Source organism: Roseinatronobacter sp. NSM, from assembly GCF_052379845.1.
In the GTDB taxonomy this organism is placed as follows: domain Bacteria; phylum Pseudomonadota; class Alphaproteobacteria; order Rhodobacterales; family Rhodobacteraceae; genus Roseinatronobacter.
This window is the reverse complement of record NZ_JBQTCF010000012.1, coordinates 15,560-35,891: the sequence shown is the minus strand read 5'-3', so window position 1 is coordinate 35,891 and position 20,332 is coordinate 15,560. Positions and strand designations below refer to the sequence as shown.

The 20,332-nt window shown below is 57.8% G+C and carries 15 protein-coding genes; 12 read left to right on the top strand and 3 right to left on the bottom strand.

Annotation, left to right across the window (positions count from 1 at the left end; all coding sequences use genetic code 11):
* The first annotated feature begins 19 nt into the window (after positions 1 to 19).
* From ACTZWY_RS08435 to ACTZWY_RS08410, 6 genes are all read left to right on the top strand, one after another.
* Positions 20 to 898 (top strand): LysR family transcriptional regulator, encoded by an 879-nt coding sequence (locus tag ACTZWY_RS08435; RefSeq protein WP_444790253.1) that lies wholly within the window; start codon positions 20 to 22, stop codon positions 896 to 898.
* Positions 899 to 1,537: 639 nt separating this feature from the next.
* Positions 1,538 to 2,137: a response regulator gene (locus tag ACTZWY_RS08430; RefSeq protein WP_444790252.1), complete on the top strand. Its 600-nt coding sequence runs from the start codon at positions 1,538 to 1,540 to the stop codon at positions 2,135 to 2,137.
* An 862-nt stretch (positions 2,138 to 2,999) separates the two neighbouring features.
* Positions 3,000 to 3,563 carry a hypothetical protein gene (locus ACTZWY_RS08425; protein WP_444790251.1) on the top strand — a complete coding sequence of 188 codons (564 nt, stop codon included), beginning with the start codon at positions 3,000 to 3,002 and terminating at the stop codon, positions 3,561 to 3,563.
* A 638-nt stretch (positions 3,564 to 4,201) separates the two neighbouring features.
* Positions 4,202 to 6,511 (top strand): PAS domain-containing protein, encoded by a 2,310-nt coding sequence (locus ACTZWY_RS08420; RefSeq protein ID WP_444790250.1) that lies wholly within the window; start codon positions 4,202 to 4,204, stop codon positions 6,509 to 6,511.
* A 145-nt stretch (positions 6,512 to 6,656) separates the two neighbouring features.
* On the top strand, positions 6,657 to 7,862 hold the full coding sequence (locus tag ACTZWY_RS08415; RefSeq protein WP_444790249.1) for a site-2 protease family protein: 1,206 nt from the start codon (positions 6,657 to 6,659) through the stop codon (positions 7,860 to 7,862).
* A gap of 76 nt (positions 7,863 to 7,938) precedes the next feature.
* Positions 7,939 to 9,486: an alanine/glycine:cation symporter family protein gene (locus ACTZWY_RS08410; protein ID WP_444790248.1), complete on the top strand. Its 1,548-nt coding sequence runs from the start codon at positions 7,939 to 7,941 to the stop codon at positions 9,484 to 9,486.
* Between the two features lie 350 nt (positions 9,487 to 9,836).
* Here ACTZWY_RS08410 and ACTZWY_RS08405 read toward each other — a convergent pair whose 3' ends face one another.
* Entirely contained in the window at positions 9,837 to 11,654 is a 1,818-nt protein-coding gene (locus tag ACTZWY_RS08405; RefSeq protein ID WP_444790247.1) for an extracellular solute-binding protein, read from the bottom strand.
* A gap of 295 nt (positions 11,655 to 11,949) precedes the next feature.
* Between ACTZWY_RS08405 and ACTZWY_RS08400 the strand changes: the two genes are divergently transcribed.
* A complete protein-coding gene (locus ACTZWY_RS08400; RefSeq protein WP_444790246.1) occupies positions 11,950 to 12,723 on the top strand; it encodes a 3-hydroxybutyrate dehydrogenase in 774 nt (257 codons plus the stop codon).
* 138 nt (positions 12,724 to 12,861) lie between these two features.
* Positions 12,862 to 13,896: a patatin-like phospholipase family protein gene (locus ACTZWY_RS08395; protein ID WP_444790245.1), complete on the top strand. Its 1,035-nt coding sequence runs from the start codon at positions 12,862 to 12,864 to the stop codon at positions 13,894 to 13,896.
* Positions 13,897 to 14,180: 284 nt separating this feature from the next.
* Here ACTZWY_RS08395 and ACTZWY_RS08390 read toward each other — a convergent pair whose 3' ends face one another.
* Complete coding sequence (locus ACTZWY_RS08390; protein WP_444790244.1) at positions 14,181 to 14,876, bottom strand: DUF502 domain-containing protein; 696 nt, start codon at positions 14,874 to 14,876, stop codon at positions 14,181 to 14,183.
* Positions 14,877 to 15,025: 149 nt separating this feature from the next.
* On the opposite strand from ACTZWY_RS08390, the gene ACTZWY_RS08385 reads away from it, so the two are divergent.
* A complete protein-coding gene (locus tag ACTZWY_RS08385) occupies positions 15,026 to 15,601 on the top strand; it encodes a hypothetical protein (RefSeq protein ID WP_444790243.1) in 576 nt (191 codons plus the stop codon).
* 13 nt (positions 15,602 to 15,614) lie between these two features.
* On the opposite strand, the gene ACTZWY_RS08380 is transcribed toward ACTZWY_RS08385, so the two are convergent.
* Positions 15,615 to 15,821, bottom strand: a complete 207-nt coding sequence (locus tag ACTZWY_RS08380) for a hypothetical protein (RefSeq protein ID WP_444790242.1) — start codon at positions 15,819 to 15,821, stop codon at positions 15,615 to 15,617.
* Between the two features lie 265 nt (positions 15,822 to 16,086).
* On the opposite strand from ACTZWY_RS08380, the gene recA reads away from it, so the two are divergent.
* From recA to ACTZWY_RS08365, 3 genes are all read left to right on the top strand, one after another.
* Positions 16,087 to 17,154 (top strand): recombinase RecA, encoded by a 1,068-nt coding sequence (gene recA / locus ACTZWY_RS08375; RefSeq protein ID WP_444790241.1) that lies wholly within the window; start codon positions 16,087 to 16,089, stop codon positions 17,152 to 17,154.
* Between the two features lie 224 nt (positions 17,155 to 17,378).
* Positions 17,379 to 20,039: an alanine--tRNA ligase gene (gene alaS, locus ACTZWY_RS08370; protein WP_444790240.1), complete on the top strand. Its 2,661-nt coding sequence runs from the start codon at positions 17,379 to 17,381 to the stop codon at positions 20,037 to 20,039.
* Positions 20,036 to 20,329 (top strand): DUF1330 domain-containing protein, encoded by a 294-nt coding sequence (locus ACTZWY_RS08365; RefSeq protein ID WP_444790239.1) that lies wholly within the window; start codon positions 20,036 to 20,038, stop codon positions 20,327 to 20,329. Before alaS ends, ACTZWY_RS08365 begins: the two co-directional genes overlap by 4 nt.
* The last annotated feature ends 3 nt before the right edge of the window (positions 20,330 to 20,332 follow it).

Genomic DNA, 20,332 nt, shown 5'->3' with positions numbered 1-20,332 from the left:
CCAAACGGAGGTGCCCTTCATGAGCCTTGCCCCATGGGATGAATTGCGCACCGCGCTGCATGTCGCGCGTGCAGGCACCGTTAGCGGCGCGGCCCATGCGCTGGGGGTGCATCACGCCACTGTGATACGCCATATCGATGCGTTGGAAGACCGGCTTGGCGTCAAACTGTTCCAGCGACACGCCAAGGGCTATTCCCCGACCGAAGCCGGGCAGGCCCTGGCCGAAGTCGCAGGCGGGGCCGAACAGAATTTTGACGCGCTGGCCGCGCGGCTGCATGGGCTGCAAGATGGTATTGGCGGGGATCTGGTCATTACCACTGTCCCTGAATTATGCCATCTGCTGATGCCTGCCATTCAGGCGCTGACGCTGGAACATCCGGCGCTAAGCCCCTGCCTGCGAACAGAAGAACGTGTGTTGCAGCTTGAATATGGCGAAGCGCATCTTGCCATTCGCGCAGGTGCACGCCCGCAGGAACCTGACAACGTGGTGCAGGCTTTGGGGGCATTGCCGTTCGGGCTGTATGGCGCGCAATGCTATCTTGACCAGCATGGCACCCCGTCCGGGCTGGACGATCTGGGCGCGCATAAATTCATTGCAGCAGATGCTGCGCATGTGCGTGCGCCGTTCGATATATGGTTGCGGCAGGCAGGCCATAAGGTCGCATTGCGCAGCAACAGTTCCAGCGTGCGCGTGCTGGCCACGCGCGCGGGAATGGGGTTGGGTTTTCTGACACCGGCGCTTGCGCCGGATGACCTGGTTCAGGTGATCCCCCCGCACTCCGACTGGTCTGCTCCCATATGGCTGGTCACGCATGTTGATTTGCACCGCAGCGCCAAGGTTCAGGCAGCAAGCGCAGCAATCAAGCATGAACTGATGAAAAGCCTTGTGAAAGGTTAATGGCGGGCCGCTGTAAGAAGAACGGATAAGCAATGCGGCACAGCGCTGGTTCGAAAAACACTTTGCAATGGCACTCATAAGGATCAGAACTGGAACACGATCGCAACATTCGTTCCGCCTTGTCGAAAGCGCGTTCCGCTCATTCGCATTCACGCTAACCGTATGTTATCGCGTCTCGTTCTTGCAAAACCGGGCGCAGTTTTGCGCGACATGCTTTAGCGTCTGGTGTTCGTGAAACGCAGCGCGGCAAGTGGCATGATCAGCGAGAATGCCATCCTCGGACCGGTCAAGCGCGTCAAGCCTGAGCCGCGAGATATCGGCACAGTCGCTTGACGTCGCCAGCCTGTTTTGCTTCAGCAGGAAAGTGCAGCCGCTGATCAGACAACACTCGCGCTTGGATCGTCGCCGCCGTGAACGGCAGCGATGACCCGTCTTGTTTGGTTGCAAAGCCGTTCCGTAGTTTTGATCCCCCAAAAGAGATGGATATTACCCATATGGGCAGTTGAAAGATGTGCCTGCCCAGTCAAACTATACAAAGGATAAACTGCTTAACAATAAGAAAACATCGAGATTAAAATGAACCTGCAGTACCAGACCACAGTGCGAGAACAATATTCGGGTGACCGAATATCTATACGAATGCTGATTGTGGATGATCATACGTTGCTTACGGAAACGCTTGTTCAGGCTCTTTGTTTGGACAATAATTTTTCTATCGATTCCGCGAAGGATATCTGCTCGGCGGTCGAAGCCATTGAGAGGGCTGCAGGATATGACGTCGTTTTGCTCGATTACGATTTGCCCGGAATGGACGCATTGGAAGGGCTACAGCGCGTTATCAAAGCGAATGGGGGGCGCGTTGCCCTGTTTTCGGGGGTGGCGGGTCGGACGATCGTGCAACTGGCTTTGGAAAAGGGGGCGAACGGTTTCATCCCCAAGACATTGCCGCTGAAAGTGCTTGGTCATGCAATTCGGCTGATCGCTGATGGTGAAATATACTTGCCATCGGAATTCATGATGCGGTCCAATGAGGAAAGTGGCAGCGGATTCGCCTTGAAACCCCGAGAGCAGCGCGTTCTTGCGTTGCTGTGTGAAGGGTTGCAAAATAAGGAGATCGGCCGCGAATTGGGTTTGGATGAGGTCATTGTCAAGCTGGATGTCAAGTCCATCTGTCGAAAACTCGATGTCCGAAACAGAACACAGGCGGTTGTCGCTGCGCTGAAGCACGGAATAATTTAGACCTGTGTACAGGAACTGGCCGCTGTGTAGGGCGTTCTTGTGCAATTCCTTGAACGAATAATATATTTCTTTAATTCATATTTTTAGACCCACACGAGTAGACAGCCACATCCGCTACTCTGCGATGCATTCGCTATCGGGCCCGAACCAGTGGCGCCCTATCGTTCACGAACTGGACCCGTTCATCCTGCGATAACGGGCGGGGGATCGTTTGCTCATGTCGTCAGTGTAACTGTATGGATTAAATAGGTAAATTCTCCTGTGTCAGGGGGGGGACGCTCGTTGATGCCCATTTTTTTGGTGGCTGTTGCGCCAAAGTATAGTGAATTATCTCTAAAGATATTTTCTTCTACCGTTGTCGCAATTCCAATTCTGGAAATACTACATATACTTGAAACTGGATACTGGAACAGACTCGATGCGTTTGTCGACATGCTAGATATGCTCGATCCAAAGGTAAATCTGAAGGAAAAGAAAATTGCCGAATTTTCATGCGCATGTGGGAAAACATAAAGTAGAGAAAGACCCTTATTTTGTGCGACGCCACAGCGATTCAGATAGGGCGTTCTACAATAAAAGCGGGTCTTCGGTTTTCTATTCATCACGCTTAGATGAAACTAAAAAAGTTCACAGCGCTGAGTCAAGATCCATGTCCGGCTGGTGGATTTTACCGGGCGTTTTTCTTGGCATTTTTGCGTGGTTCTACATAATCAGGTTGGTTTTTTTCTAACGGTAAGAAGTTTGATATACCTGCTGAGTGTCACAGCGAATTATTCTTGAATAATGCAGGTCCGCCAATCTTAAGCCAATAGACACAAATATCGGCGCAAGGCGCCCGTGCAGAAAAAGTCAGAGAAAAGAAATGCAAAGCACCAGAGAGATAGGGAAAATAAGTAAAATCCTGGGCTGGGCTTATGGGTTGAATCGGTCAAGCGAACTTACTGATTGCGCAAACACAGATAGAAATGAAGATGATTTATGGGGTGAGTTTATCCGCCGCATGAATGATTCTTCTTTTGATGACGTGAAGGCATTGCTTGTGGGGTTCTCGGAACTTGATCTGCACAGAATGCGCACACATCTGCGGAGCATTGGAGTTAATCTTATAGCGTCTACGCCAAGCCTCCGGTGTTCTGAAGCATCTTCACCTGTTGAAAATATATTCACGCATGTCCTAATTAATTTTGATGCGTTTGAAGATACAGAAGCCGGTGTGGAAACCTTGCTGACGTTGAGAGGCAAGAATACCAATGCTGTTACTATACTTTGTTCAAAGGTCGTATCTTCGGATGATTTTGACAGCAGTAGAATTTTGATCTGTGATGCGACATTGAAGATGCCACTGACTGACAAGAGGCTAAGGAACGGCTTCATCGCGGCCAATGCCAACAATCGAGAGTGGCGTCATTTGTTGACCGAAGGATGATCTTCACCGACTGTCACATCGTGGACGGTTGTAGAACAGTTTTCTGATTTTTTGGGGGTTCTAGCGGCATTATTGCATCCCCCCGCATAAGACGTGGTGTCCCCTGACGCCATTAACGCTATGACATGTGGTTCATCTTGGCGAGGTCCGCAACGCCGGGCAGCCTTCCTGCCAGACTCGACCTTTCTATCTGGTCGGACTGATTGGGACCGCGCTGTGACACCGGCGCGTGTCATAGCCCCGATCGGCGGTCACAGTGGCTATCCCCCTGTTTGCGTATGCAACCCTGCAAGTCCACTGGCGCCCCCCGCCCGTGGCGCTGGTGGGGGGTGCAGCGCTTGTGCGTTCCCGCGCCTTTGCCGCCGTCAGGGGCCGTCAGAATGCGACATTGCCGTGCCGTTTTGACGAGGGGTCCTGCTATGTGTCGTGTCAAGAATGCTTCGGAGGGCGCTATCCAAAGTGAGTTTCGCCATTTCCCTTCTCCGGGGGACGGTTTAATAATTTTGCAAACGCAAATGAAAGCCCACGTCGTGACCCAACCGCCTTCAGGACAGACGCCCCTGTCAGTCGCTAGCCCCGAAGGTTTCGTTGGCCAAGATGTGGATATTTGGGCGCTACTTGGTACGTTGCCTGTCCCGATGGTGGTGCATGAGTTGGGCGGGGGCGCTACGGCGCGCTTCGTCAATCCGAGTTTCACCGCCACCTTTGGTTACGCGCTGGCGGATGTGCCCAGTGTGGCCGCTTGGGCGGAGCAAGCCTATCCTGACCCCGACTACCGCCGAAAGGTTATGGCCCGCTGGTGGGATGAGATCACAACGCGGCAGGCGACAGGCAAGGTTGCGCCACCCGGAGAATACAGAATCATCGATAAGGCAGGCCGGTTGCGTGACGTGCTGATCGGTTTCGCGCTTCAGGGCGATCTGGTGATTGTTACCTTTCAGGACCTGACGGCAACGCGGCTGGCCGAGGCGGCACTGGAGGCGGAGCGCCGCGAGAATGAGCAGACGGCCTTCGCACTGACCGAGAACATGCCCGCCGGTGCCTTTACCATGGTGCTGCGGCCGGGTGCGGAACTGGCCGAGTTCGCCTTCGTCAGCAAGCAGTTCCTACACATGCTGGAACTGACACCCGAGGAGGCAGCAGGCGACCCGGTGACCGGCTTTTCGCGCGTGCATCCCGAGGATCGCCCGCACTGGCTGAGGATCAATGCCGAAGCCTTAGCCAAACGCCAGCCCTTTTCTGTCGAGGCCCGCATCGTAGCAAACGGCGAAACGCGGTGGATTCGCGCCGAATCTGTCCCGCGCGAACTTGATGACGGTTCGGTGATCTGGGAAGGTATCCTCGTCGATATCGACGATCTCAAACGCACCGAACAGAAATTGACAACGGTGCTGGAGGCCGCGCGGGCCTATACTTGGCGGCGCAACCTGATTTCCCGTCGGTCAGCGTTCGACCCCCGCTGGGCCGCGTTCGCCGGTCACCGGCCCGGCGAACGCGACATGCCCAGTGACGAATGGATCCTGACGGTTCATCCCGAGGACGCGGCGCAGGTGCGGGCCGCAGTGGCCAAGCTGGAGGCCGGTGCGGTGGAGCGACAGATCCTGACCTACCGCAGAAGGGTTCGCAGGGGGGAATGGATATGGCTGCAAGTGCATGCTGGCGTCAGTGAGCGCGACACAGAGGGTGCACCCACGGCCCTGTCGGGCGTGAGCTTCGACATCACCGCCGAGATGACTGCACGGGCGCAGGCCCAGGAGGAGCAGGCGCAGCTGCGCGAGGAGCTGCAGCGCGCACAGCAGCGCGACACGGTGGCGCAGGTCGCCGGGGGCGTGGCGCATGACCTCAACAACCTGATCGCGGTGGTGGCGGGCACATCCGAGATGCTGGAGATGCAAGCCGCCGGGCAGCCGGGACTTCAGGACGGTCTGGGACGCATCCGCCGCTCTGTCGACATGGCGCAGGAGTTGATCGCCGGACTGGGCGGGTTGGTTCGCCCGGAGTTGCCGCGCGAGAGGCAGGATCTGGGCAAGCTGCTTCGGAACGCGGTGGATCTGCTGGGCGAGCGGCGGATCGCGCGGCATGACGTGCGCGTCGAACTGTCCGAGGCAGGACCACTGGTATGGGCCAACCCTACCGAGGTCGCCCAGGTGGTCGTGAACCTTGCCATCAATGCTTGCGATGCGGGCGCACCGGAACGACCTTCGATGGTGACGTTGGCCGTCTTGCCGCCCGGAACCTCCCCGCCATCTTGCCCCCCCGATGCCGGCTTCCTCGCGCCCGCCGGGGTGCCCATGTCGCTTTTCACCATCAAAGATACTGGCGCAGGCATCTCGAACGAGGTGCGTCCACGAATGTTCCGGGCCAACTTCAGCACCAAGGGGAAGGCAGGCACTGGGCTGGGGCTTCGGATCGTCTCGACCATCCTGCAAGCCAACCACGCGGCGCTGTGGGTGGACAGCACGCCGGGCCGGGGAACCACCATGACTGTGGCCTGGCCGGCCGCGGCGCCTGCGCGGGCCGAAGCAGGCCAGAAGGTGCGCAACGCCACGGCGCGGCTGGCCAACGGCCCGACGGCAGACCTGTTGCGTGGCCTGCATGTGCTTGTGGTGGACGATCTGGTAGATGTGGCCGAAGTTTTGGCTGACATGCTGGAGGCATCCGGAGCAGTAGCCGTTGCCGTCGCCGACCCCGAAGAGGCGGCCGAAGCACTATCGGAGACGCCCGGACTCTGGTCCGCATTGGTGACCGATCTGCACATGGAGGGTATGGACGGCCGGGCGCTGGCCCGCCATGCTGGCAAACTGTCGCCGCCGGTCCCTGTGGTGCTGGTCACCGCGCGGCCTGACACGCTGGGCGACGCGCCGGCGCCAGAATTTGCAGCGATACTCCCCAAGCCGGTCACAGCCGCACGGCTGGCCCGCGCCGTCCTTGATGCATCGGCAGTGTGATCCTGCGCGAAACGGCGACGATGAGACTGGAAACGGCGGATATGCAACCGGGGGTATTTTGATACACTGGCATGTCGCGCAAAAGTGGGGCCCGGTTTTGGGCAAAAAGACATGCGACACCATAAGGTTAGAGGGGGTCGCGTGAATGCGAATGAACGCAGGCACGTTCTATCCCGGTGCGCTTGATGAGCTGCGCAAGTATGCTGATGTGTTGGGCGGGCAAAAACAAACGGGTTGGAGGCAGCAAATGCAATGGTCTGGGTGGTCTTTGAAAATTGGTCGGTTTGCCGGAATTGACCTGTTTATGCACGCGACATTCCCTTTGCTATTCGTATGGATCGGCGCCGTTTACTGGTTGCAGACAGGAACACCGGGCGGTGTATTGTTCGGATTAAGCTTTATTGCCGTTTTGTTTTTATGCGTGGTGTTGCATGAATACGGGCATGCCCTGACAGCGCGGCGCTATGGGATCGGCACACGGTATATCACGCTTCTGCCCATTGGCGGGCTTGCCACGCTGGAGCGTATGCCAAAAGATCCTCGGCAGGAAATTGTCGTCGCCCTGATGGGGCCTGCGGTGAATATCGTGATCGCGTTTGTGCTATTTCTGATCCTTGGGATTAGCGGTGGCGGCAGTATGGGTGAAGATGTCGAAATGACGGCCCCTGCGCTTATGCCCGCAAATTTCCTGCAAAGCGTGCTGTTTGCCAATATCTTTCTGGCTGTGTTCAACATGATCCCCGCATTTCCCATGGATGGCGGGCGGGTCTTGCGGGCGGCGCTTTGCTTTCGCATGGAACGGCTGCGCGCAACACAGATTGCAGCAGGTATTGGGCAAGCCCTGGCACTTGGCTTTGGACTGCTTGGGCTGTTTGGCAATCCGATCCTGATATTGATTGCGGTATTCATCTGGATTGGTGCTGCCGCAGAGGCAGGCGGCGCAGAGATTGAGACACAGCTGCACCACAAGCCCGTATCGCGGGCCATGATCACGCAGTTTCAGGTTCTGCCGCGTGGTGCGCCACTGTCGCGCGCAGTGGATCTGACGCTTGCTGGCACATTGAAGGATTTTCCGGTGCTTGAGCACGGCCAGTTGGTGGGCGTTGTGACGCAAAAGGCAATCTTGCGTGGGTTGCGTGATCACGGACTTGATGGCCCTATTGACACCATCATGACCAAAGCGGTAACCGCCGCGCCCGATTCTGATCTGGCAGCATTGCTGGAAACGCTTCAACATGGCGAGGATGTGCAACTGATTTGCATTTTGCAAAAGGGCGTGCTGGTCGGCCTGGTCAATCTGGAGAATATTTCTGAATACTTGCGCATTCAGGCTGCGCTGCGCGCGCGCTGAAGTATACCCTGCAATGCCCTGCACCGCTATTGCCCAAGCCGCATTGATTTCTTGGACGCTTGCCCTAGGGTGACACATGTCTTGCGCGCGACCACCACAAAACCTTGGCAGCTCTGCCCTTCTTGCCCTTTGCTGTCTGCCAGCGCCTGCGCAGGCAGGGTTTGAGCGGACTGTTGACACTATATTTGCCGCAGCCACAGGATGGTTTGTAAATATAATTTTTGCAAACCTGCCGGGCACGTCGGTCCCGTGGATCGTAGGCTGGCTGGTTTTAGGCGCATTCATCTTTACGCTTTATTTCGGTTTTATCCAGTTTCGGGCCTTCGGGCTTGCGCTGCGGATTGTGCGGGGCTGCTATTCTGATCCCAAAGATACTGGCGAGGTGAGCCATTTTCAGGCGCTGGCCACGGCACTTTCTGGCACTGTGGGGCTTGGCAATATTGCCGGTGTTGCCGTTGCCGTCTCCATCGGCGGGGCGGGGGCCACATTCTGGATGATCCTTGCTGGCCTTTTGGGCATGGCCACAAAATTCACCGAATGCACATTGGGCGTGAAATACCGCAACGAATACCCCGATGGCACGGTTTCTGGTGGGCCGATGTATTACATCAAAAAAGGCTTTGCCGAACGCGGCCTTCCTTTGGGCGGTTTCATGGCGGGCTTATTTTCGGTGTTTTGTGTCCTTGGGGCACTGGGGGGCGGGAATATGTTTCAGGCCAATCAAGCGGCAATCCAGGTGCACGGCGTCCTTGGCATACCCACATGGATTACGGGAATGGTGTTGGCGGGCACTGTCTTTGCAGTCATTATTGGCGGGATCAGATCCATCGCACATGTGACAGAGAAAATTGTGCCGTTCATGGGGATTGGGTATTTTCTGGTTGGCATGCTGATCCTGCTGATGAATGCAGACCATATCTTGTGGGCATTTGGCGAAATATTCCGTGGCGCGTTTACCGATACAGGCATTATCGGCGGCATTGTCGGCGCGATCCTTCAGGGGTTCCGCCGCGCGGCCTTCTCGAATGAGGCAGGAATCGGGTCTGCTGCTATCGCGCATTCCGCTGTTCGCACAAAAGAACCTGTTTCAGAGGGATTTGTCGCGCTGTTGGAGCCGTGTATAGATACCGTTGTGATCTGCACCATGACGGCGCTGGTTATCATCATTACCCAGCAATTGCTGATAGACGCTGAAACAGGGCACTATATTCTGGACGAGGCTGGCCGCATTGCAACGGCAAGCGGCGCAACAGGGGGTGTTGCAATCACGTCGGCGGCTTTTGAGTCTGCTTTTGGCTGGGCACCCTACGCGCTGTCCTTGGCTGTCTTTCTCTTTGCCTTTTCCACAATGATCACATGGTCATATTATGGGATGAAAGCATGGACATATCTGTTCGGCGAGGGGAAATCGAAAGAGGTGACTTTCAAGCTGATCTTTTGTGCCTTCATCTTGGTCGGAGCCGTATCCAGCCTTGACGCTGTGATCGATTTCTCAGATGCGGCACTGTTTGCGATGGCGGTTGTAAATATTGTCGCGCTCTACATCCTGATGCCGATCGTAAAGCGCGAGTTGAACAGCTATTTGGCGCGAATAAGTTCGGGCGAAATCAAGGCCCAAAAATAAGCGGTTATATCTTCCGCCAGACCGGTATGAGATGTCTTGATCACGATGTTCATCTGTCGCGCTTCGCAGCGCCATCAAGCTGATCCAAGGCGCTCAGTGAATTCCACCCGTTCACCACCTGTGGGGGGGCAGCCAGGCTCAGGACTCATTGAGTCGCGTCTTGCGGTGTGGGTCACGCACCGCAAGCAGACCGATCAATGAGCCCTCTTTTCTGACCACGCCCCAGCCTAATAGATAGTCAAAGCCAGAACAGCACGGGTGCCACGCGCGCGGCGGCAGACAGAAACACTTTTGGGCATCGGGCGCTTGCAAGGCGGGTTCCGTTTTGCGCCGCCAGACCTCTCAAGGCGTTAGTCCTGCCACCACCACACATCAGGTTGAAAGCCGATCCAGTCACCATAGACGGGCAGGCGTTCGGGAAAGTGCAATTCGCGCGCATGCGCGATACGGGCACGGTCGTTGAACCAGAAGGGCACCACATGCCGGCCCGCTGTCAGCACACGGTCCAGCGCGCGGGCGCTGGCGATGAAATCGTCTTGCTCCGAAGATGTCACCAGCCGGTCAATCAGGGCATCTATCGCGGGGCTTTGAACCCCCATCCAGTTGCGCGACCCGTCGGCGGTGGCCGCATCGGACCCCCAATACAGGCGCTGTTCGGCCCCCGGCGACAGCGACAGACCGCGCAGGTAATATGTCATGTCGAAATCAAATGCATTTGTCCGCTCCGTATATTGGGCGGAATCGATTTGCGCGACGGTCACATCCATTCCCAACCGCGACAGGGATTCGGCATAGATTTCGGCAATCGCCAACACTTCGCTGGACCCCTGACGCAACAGGATGGTGAAGCGGAAAGGATCGCCATTGGCATTGCGCAACACGCCCGCGCTGTCTGCGTCCCATCCGGCCTGTGCCAGCAGATTGGTGGCAGCGCGCATATTCGCGCGGTTTGCCACACTGCCATCAGACGATGGCAGGCTGTAGCCGTCCAATGTGCCGGGCAGCAGGTCATCTGCAAAAGGCGCCAGAAATTCCGCCACGCGCCCCTGTGCCGGACCATCCTGCATGCCCAGAACGGAATTGGAAAAATACGATGTGATGCGCGGGTCTTCGGAGCCGTTGATAACCTGGCTGATATATTCGAAATTGAACGCATGAATCATTGCGTCGCGCACGCGCCAGTCAGCAAACAAGGGGTTGCGGCCATTCATCACAAAGCCTGCAATGCCGGACGGGCGGCCATGCGGGATTTCCGACTTCACAACCTCGCCAGCCTGCACGGCAGGGAAATCATAGCGCGTGTTCCACGCTGCGGCATTGGTTTCGCGCATGGTGTTCAGCATGCCAGAGGTGAAGGCTTCGAACAGGGCCGTGCCATCGCCAAAAAATTCCATGCGGATTTCATCAAGATTGGCCTGCCCGCGCATGAAGGGCAGGTCATTTCCCCAATAATCGGGATTGCGCTTCAGGTAGACATAGCGCCCCGCCTCGAAGCGGTCGATAACATAGGGGGCCGTCGTGATGGGAATGACCGACGTGCCTGATTGCGCAAAATCCAGCCCGTCCCATTGCGCTTTTTGCAAGATCGGGCGCATGCCCAAGATCAGCGGCAATTCGCGGTCGGGTTCGGTGAAGGTGAAGCGGATGGACCGTTCGCCCGTGATGTCCGCGCGCGCCACCCGTGCCCAACTGCCATGATAGCGGGGATGGCCCACGCTGCCCAAGGTTTCATAGGACCACAGCACATCTTCCACAGTTACGGGCGTGCCGTCCGAAAACGCGGCCTGCGGGCGCAGGGTGAATTCCACCCAACTGCGCGCGTCATCGGTTTCAACCGATTCGGCCAGAAGCCCGTATATTGTGAAGGGTTCGTCCCAGTTTCGGGCCATCAGGCTTTCATAGGCCAGATATTGCAATTGCCACGGGCTGCGCCCTTTCAGGATATGCGGGTTCAGCGAATCAAAGCCGCCCACCTCGCCCTGAATGATGCGCCCGCCTTTGGGCGCGTCGGGGTTTACATGGGGCAAATGTTCAAAATCTGGTGGTAGGGCAGGGTCACCATACATAGCTATGCCATGGCTGGCCTGTCCGAAAGCGGGCGTATGCACGACACATACCAGTGCAAAAAGCGCGGCAGCAGTTGTGTTGCGGCAGATGGATGACAACATTCTGGCGACTCCGGGGTAAGGATAACAGGGCATGGTTTCCCCATACGCTACAGTTCGATGATAGAGTTTTCAAACTTTTAGCTTGGAACACGCGGTCACAGGGGCTATATATACATCACTGCTCGATAGGTTTCTTGCCTGTATGAAACCTGCCTCAATGACTGACGCCCGCCTTGTGCGGGCGTTTTTTTTGGCCCGCGCATCTTATGGCCAACAGGGCTGCACAGCTTTTGGTTGGGTTTTCGTTTTTTCTGTTTATGCTGCACAGCAGCAAAGTATACGAGAGGAAAGACGCATGCAGCTTGCACGAAAACGCGCCATCGTCACCGGGTCGAATTCGGGAATTGGGCTTGGGGTTGCGCGTGAATTGGCGCGGGCCGGGGCCGAGGTGGTGATCAACTCCTTCTCGGACACTGCCGAGGACCACCAGATTGCGGCAGATATTGCGCGCGACACTGGCGCGCATGTCACCTATATTCAGGCCGACATGTCCAAGCCCGACCAGTGCCGTGCCCTGATTGAACAGGCGGGGGGATGCGATATTCTGGTCAATAACGCTGGTATCCAGCATGTCGCCCGGATTGAGGAATTTCCCGTAGACAAATGGGACGCGATCCTCGCCATCAACCTGTCATCCGCCTTTCATACCACTGCCGCTGCATTGCCGGGGATGTATGCCAAAGGGTGGGGGCGGGTGGTCAATATTGCCTCGGCGCATGGGTTGACGGCCAGCCCCTATAAAGGGGCGTATATTGCCGCAAAACACGGGGTGGTGGGCCTGAGCAAGACCACAGCGCTGGAAGCCGCCGGCAAGGGGGTGACGTGCAACGCCATTTGTCCGGGCTATGTGCTGACGCCGATTGTCGAAAAGCAGATCCCCGACCAGATGAAAACCCATAACATGGACCGCGAAACCGTGATCAAGGAAATCATGCTGGCGCGTCAACCGTCCGGCGAATTCGCCACGGTGGAGCAGATTGGCGCAACGACGGTGTTTTTGTGTTCGGATGCCGCAGCCCAGATCACGGGGACCACAATTTCGGTTGACGGGGGGTGGACTGCGCTGTGATGTCCGGTTTGTGATCAGGCGTTTTATGAGTATTTTTTGGCAAGATGAAGCCAGATTGGGCGGGCTGCCTGTCGGGGATGACCGGCGGGTTTGTGGCCAAGGGCAAGCTGGGGCGTTCAATCCCCCGAAAGGTGAGAGATGGTAAAGCGGATCAATCTGGCCTTGCAGGGCGGGGGGGCGCATGGTGCATTCACATGGGGTGTGCTGGACCGGCTGCTGCAAGATGACGGTCTGGAAATTGCCGCGATTTCGGGGACATCAGCGGGGGCGCTGAATGCGGCTGCGCTGAAAGCGGGCATGGCGGACGGGGGGCGCGCGGGCGCGCGCGCGCTGCTGGACCAGATATGGCATCAGGTGGGCGCGGTGCATGATTTGCGCGTGACGGGCTGGATCGCGCAAGCCTTGCCGCCCATTGGGGTGGTCAATTCCTGGATGGAAAGCCTTATGCCTGTGTCACCCATGGATATGGCGGCACTGGTGACCAGCCCCTACCAATATGGGCCACTGTATCGCAACCCGCTGGAAGCTGTTGTGCAATCCCTGCGGTTTGATCAGGTTTGCAGCCATGACGGGCCGGACTTGTATATTGCCGCGACCAATGTGCGCAGTGGCAAGATACGGGTGTTTTCCGGTGACGAGGTGTCTTGCGATGTGATTCTGGCATCGGCGTGTTTGCCAAGCTTGTTTCAGGCGGTGGAATTCGTGGACCCGCAGACTGGCCAGACCGAGGCGTTCTGGGATGGGGGCTATACCGGCAATCCGGCGTTGTTTCCCTTGTTCGAGCCGCATTTGCCCGATGATATCTTGATTGTGAATATCAACCCCTTGGTGCGTGACAGCCTGCCGCGCACCCCGCAGGAGATTCAGAACCGCATGAATGAGATCAGCTTCAATTCATCGCTGTTGCGGGAATTGCGCGCCATCGGGTTTGTCAAACGCCTGATTGCCGAGGGCCGGATGGAGCGGGGCAAGATGAAGGATGTGCTGTTGCATATGGTGGCTGATGATGCGCTGATGAACACGCTTTCGGTGACCAGTAAAGTGACCCCCACACCGTATTTGTTGCACAGCCTGAAAGAGGCGGGGCGTGCGGCCTGTGACAGGTTCTTGTCGCGCCACAGGCAGGACCTGAATGCGCGCGCAACCGTCGATCTGGAGGCGATGTTCAGCTAGGGCTGGTCGCGCAAAGTGGCTACGGATTTTGCGCAACTTTGGCAAGCGAAATCAATAAGTTGCGGTGTATAGCATGCATGCGGCTTAACGCGACATGCCCCACCGTCTGCGCGTGTTCATTGCCCCGATGCGTGGCCCGTCATCGTCGCGTGTTGCGCAGGGTTGGCGGCAAGTTTTAGGCCCGGGATCGCAGCGCGGTGGAATGGACCATGTGTCTGCCACGGATTACGGGGATTTGCTGAATTGCCCTTGGTTTGCAGGCTGCGCATTGCAACCTTTGGCGGTCAGGTCAGCGGGTCACTGACCGGCTGCGCATCCCCATCGTCGCGCGCGCGGATCTTGCGCGAGTCAGGGTATACCAGCCCGGCCGAAATCACCAGTTTGGCGGCATCTTCGATTGTCATGTCCAGTTCGATCACATCATGGCGTGGCACGAACAGCAAAAAGCCCGAGGTCGGGTTTGGTGTTGTGGGCAGGAAGATTGACACCATGTCCCCGTGGCTGGACAGGCGGTCCCCGATTTCACCGCGCGTTGTCGTCGAGATGAACGCCATCGCCCATATGCCGGGGCGCGGGTATTGGACCAGACAGGCGCGGTCGAAAGTGGGGGCCGTTCGCGCAAGGATGGTGTCCGCGATCTGTTTAACAGCATTGTAGATAGAGCGGATGACAGGCATTGCCTCTACAATGCGTTCGCCCCAGTTCACCAGCGTGCGCCCGATCAGCCCTTTTGTGAAATACCCCATCACGAGGGTGAAAACGACGAAGACAATCACCCCCACACCCGGCACGTCCAGCCCCACCACAGCCTGAGGATGAAAGCCGCGCGGGATAAGCGGCAGCACCAGCCCGTCAATCCATGTCACCACATTCCAAACCAACCAGACGGTCAGAATGCCGGGTGCGATGACAGCAAGGCCAGCGATGAAATTCCCCCGAAGGGCCGCGATCAGTCCGCGTTTGCTGGGGTCCTGGCTCATGCGTTGCTTTCCGGTTATCTGCGGGTCCGGCATAAATGTGTCACACAGCGCAGCGATGCAAGGGCCATCGCACATTTGCCCTGCGCCGCGTGCCGAACACTGCAAAAAGCCTATCTTTGGCTTGCGGAATTTGCTTTAGAATTGTGGCCATGTCCAATGACCTGTTTGCAGATTTTTCAGAACGGCTGTTTGCGCATTATGTCGGCGGCGCGTGGCGCGCGCCATTGGGAAGCTGTGCAACTGCGGTTGTCACGAGAGACGGGCGCGCGATTGGGCAGGTTATTTCCGCCCAGAAGGGCGATGTCACCCGGTTGCGCGCACACTTGCGGGGGGCGGGCGGGCCAGCGCGGGCGCGGTTTGCGGATTTGGTTGCGCAATCGGGCGCGGCGCTGGCGCAGGCCCTTGCGGCGCAAGGCACAGGTGTTGAGGCCGCAGCGATCAGCCAGATGGCAGTTGGTATCAAGGGGGGGCATGGTGCTGTTGGTCACCCGGTTTGTGTGACCGATGCCGTTGGTCAGGCGCCGCGCCAGTTTGGGCGGCAGCTGGGGCGGGCGCTGTGTGGCGGGCTGGTGTATTGCCCGCCCGAAACCGATGTGGTGTTCGCCACAATGCTTGCGCGCATTGCCGCTGATGCAGACCTGCCGCCCGGTGCGTTCAACCTGCTGCATGGGGATTGCGCGCAAAATGAAGCGTTGCTGGCCCATGCGGGGGTTCGCCGCCTGTAGGCCAGCCGCGCTGTTATACAAACATGCGCGGTCCTAGAACCTTGGCGGGGATATCTTCGCGGCGCAGCCCCATTTCGGCCAGCTGCGCGTCTGACTTGCTGTTATAGTAAGTGATGCGTCTGTAGGTTGGTGACAGTTCCGCCAACCGTGCCAGAAACGCCAGAAACCCGCTTCCGATTTCTTTGGTGCCAGTTGCGATATTGGTGCTGAGCAGTGCCATTTGGAAACCCTTTCATAAAGATGTTTCCCCCCTTGTCACTGGAATTAGGTCAACGTTGCTGACTTTGCCAGTGCCAGTTCGACAACCCCGCCTTGCGCTGCATGCAACCCAGCGGGTTCAACCATTTGTTAACCAGTTTTTGCTTCACTCAACTGAGGCGGGCGCGAAAAGTTCTCGCTTTGTGCGGAAAATTGAATTATAGAACATTTAACGAACAAACCTGCGATTGCCGCGCGCGGCGCGCTGTGGAATAAGGGGCGGAACAATGGCTGTAGCGGATTTGCTGACAATGACTGACAAGCGGACGGCAGAAAAACAAAAAGCGCTCGATTCGGCGCTTGCCCAGATTGAACGGCAGTTTGGCAAAGGGTCCATTATGCGGCTGGGCGCCGACAGCCCGGTGGCGGAGATTGAGTCAACCTCCACAGGGTCGCTAGGGTTGGATATTGCCCTTGGTATTGGTGGGTTGCCCAAGGGGCGCATCATTGAAATTTATGGTCCGGAAAGTTCGGGTAAAACCACGCTGACGCTGCATGCCGTCGCCGAGGAGCAGAAGAAAGGCGGCATTTGCGCCTTTGTGGACGCAGAACACGCGCTGGACCCGCAATATGCGCGCAAACTGGGCGTCAATCTGGATGAATTGCTGATTTCGCAGCCCGATACGGGCGAACAGGCGCTTGAAATCGTCGATACGCTGGTGCGTTCTGGCGCGGTGTCGATGGTGGTGGTCGATTCGGTGGCGGCATTGACGCCCAAATCCGAACTTGAAGGGGATATGGGCGATTCGAATGTCGGTGTGCATGCACGCTTGATGAGTCAGGCAATGCGCAAACTGACCGGCTCCATCTCGCGGTCGAACTGCATGGTGATCTTCATCAACCAGATCCGTATGAAAATTGGCGTCATGTTCGGCAGCCCCGAAACCACAACGGGCGGCAACGCGCTGAAATTTTATGCATCCGTGCGCCTTGATATACGCCGCATCGGCGCGATCAAGGACCGTGATGAAGTTGTGGGTAACCAGACGCGTGTGAAGGTGGTCAAAAACAAGGTGGCCCCCCCCTTCAAGCAGGTTGAATTCGACATCATGTATGGCGAAGGGATTTCAAAAACTGGCGAATTGCTGGATTTGGGGGTCAAGGCGGGGGTCGTTGAAAAATCGGGGGCGTGGTATTCTTACGGGGATGAACGCATCGGACAGGGCCGCGAGAATGCAAAAACCTTCCTGAAGGAAAACCCCCAGCGCGCGATGGAGATTGAAGACAAGATTCGTGCGGCCCATGGTTTGGATTTCCCCATGGCAGATGGTGATGCCCCTCTGACCGAGGATTGACCGTGAAACGGGTGCCTGCTGTCAGGCAGGCGCCCGCGTTTGGTGTGCTTGCGCGCGCGATATTGCCATGTGTCGTAGCAGTTAACCCGCACGCCCTGGCCCTTTTGCGCGCCCCTTCGGGCCATGACAGGCGCGCAATCCCGCCTGAGGTGTGGACAGGCCCTGATTGCGCGGATAAACGGGTTCGAAACCTGTCCCGTCCCGCTTTCGCGCCGGAGTGAAAAATGCCCAGCCTTAATGATATCCGCACGACGTTCCTTGATTATTTTGCCCGCAACGGCCACGCCGTGGTGGACAGTTCCCCCCTTGTGCCGCGCAACGACCCGACATTGATGTTCACCAATTCGGGGATGGTGCAGTTCAAGAACGTGTTTACCGGGCTGGAACACCGCGATTACAACCGTGCCACCACATCGCAAAAATGCGTGCGCGCAGGCGGCAAGCATAACGATCTGGACAATGTGGGCTATACCGCGCGCCATCATACATTCTTTGAAATGCTGGGGAATTTCAGCTTCGGGGATTATTTTAAATCCGAAGCCATCCCCTTTGCGTGGGAATTGCTGACACGCGATTTCGACATTCCCAAAGACCGGCTTCTGGTCACGGTTTATCACACCGATGATGAAGCGGCGGATATCTGGAAAAAGGTGGCGGGCCTGCCTGATGACCGCATTATCCGCATTCCCACGGACGATAATTTCTGGCGCATGGGGCCGACTGGGCCTTGTGGGCCGTGCACCGAAATTTTCTTTGACCATGGACCCGGCATCTGGGGCGGCCCCCCGGGCAGCCCTGACGAAGATGGCGACCGCTTCATCGAAATCTGGAACCTTGTTTTCATGCAAAATGAACAGCATGAAGACGGGCGCCTGACCGACCTGCCGCGCCAGTCCATCGATACCGGCATGGGGCTGGAACGTATCGGCGCGCTGTTGCAGGGCAGGCATGACAATTATGACACTGACCTGATGCGCGCCCTGATTGAGGCGTCCTGCCACGCGACCAGTTCCGACCCTGACGGACCGGGCAAGACGCACCACCGCGTCATTGCCGACCATTTGCGCGCAGTGTCCTTCCTGATTGCTGACGGGGTTATGCCCGCCAATGACGGGCGCGGCTATGTGCTGCGCCGGATCATGCGCCGCGCCATGCGTCATGCGCATATGTTGGGCGCGCAAGACCCTGTGATGCACCGCCTTGTGCCCGCGCTGGTCAGTGCGATGGGCAGCCATTACACCGAATTGCGCGACGCGCAGGCGCTGATCACCGAAACCCTGCGCGCCGAAGAAACCCGTTTTCGCCAGACCCTGGACCGCGGCCTGAAGCTGCTGGATGCCGAGTTGGAGGGGTTGCCCGAAGGGGCCACCCTGTCCGGCGACGCGGCGTTCAAGCTGTATGACACATTCGGCTTCCCGCTGGACCTGACGCAGGATGCGTTGCGCGAACGTGGCCGCGCGGTCGATGTTGCGGGTTTTGATGCGGCCATGGCCGAACAAAAGGCGCGCGCGCGCGCCAGTTGGGCAGGGTCGGGTGAAGCGGCGGACGCGACCATCTGGTTTGATCTGGCGGACCGTTTGGGCAGCACGGAATTTCTGGGCTATGACATGGAAACCGCCGAAGGGCAGGTTGTGGCCCTTGTCGTTGACGGGGCCGAGGTGAAATCTGCCGCGGGCGAGGTGCAGATCATCACGAACCAGTCTCCGTTCTACGCTGAATCCGGCGGTCAGGTGGGCGATACGGGCTTCATCCGTTCAGGCACTGGCGTAGCCGAGGTGACGGACACGCGCCGAACTGCCGGTCTGATTATCCATTTTGCCAAAATCACGGAAGGCGAGATTCTGGCGGGCCAACCTGTCAAGCTGGAGGTGTCCCATACCCGCCGCAGCGCCATTCGCGCCAACCATTCCGCAACGCATTTGCTGCACGAAGCATTGCGCCGCGCGCTGGGGGACCATGTGGCGCAAAAGGGGTCGCTGAACGCGGCAGACAGGCTGCGCTTCGATTTCAGCCATGGTGCTGCCATCGGCGCAGACCAGCTTGCGCTGATCGAGGCCGAGGTGAACGCCTTTATACGCCAGAATACCCCCGTCGATACCCGCATCATGACGCCCGATGACGCGCGCGCCCTGGGGGCGCAGGCGTTGTTTGGCGAAAAATACGGCGATGAAGTGCGCGTCGTGTCGATGGGCACTTTGGCCGGGTCGGGCAAGGGGCATGATGGCAACACTTATTCGCTGGAACTTTGCGGCGGCACGCATGTAACGCGCACCGGCGATATTGGGGCGTTTGTGCTGCTGAATGAGGGGGCGTCCTCTGCCGGGGTTCGTCGGGTAGAAGGGGTTACCGGACAGGCCGCGCTTGCCTATTTGCGCGCGCAAGATGCCCGATTGTCCGATATTGCAAGCCTGCTGAAAACCCCCGCGCAGGATGTGGGGGCGCGTGTGCGCGCCTTGATGGAGGAACGCCGCGCATTGCAAAATGAAATCGCGCAGTTGAAACGCCAGGTGGCGATGGGCGGCAGCGGTGATGGCGGCGATGACCTGCAAGTGGTGGCAGGCATCAAGGTGATTGCCAAGATCATGGACGGGGTGACCGGCAAGGACCTTCCGCCGCTGATTGACGCGATGAAGGAAAAGCTGGGATCTGGTGTTGTGATCCTGATTGCAGATACAGGCGCAAAGCCTGCAGTGGCGGCAGGTGTGACGCCAGACCTGACGGAACGGTTTTCTGCGGTCAATCTGGTGCGCGCAGTCGTCGCCGGGCTTGGTGGCAAGGGCGGGGGCGGCCGCGCTGACATGGCGCAAGGCGGCGGGGTCGATATGTCAACTGCGGATGCGGCCCTTGCGGCGGCCCTGTCCCTCATTGAAAAGGAAACAGCATGAGCGCGCTTTGGATTGCACATGTAGACGTCACCGACGCCGAAGCGTATGGCGAATATGCCAAACGTGCCACAGGGGCCATTGCCGCGCATGGCGGCGTATTTATTGCCCGTGGCGGGCGGTATGTCCAACTGGAAGGGCGGGATCGCGCGCGCAATGTCGTGGCGCGCTTCCCTTCGGTAGAAGATGCAGTGGCCTGCTACAACTCTGCCGCCTATCAAGAAGCGCTTTCCTTCGCCAAAGGGGCCGCTGAACGTGAACTGGTGATTGTCGAAGAAGTCAGCCCTGACTAGGGC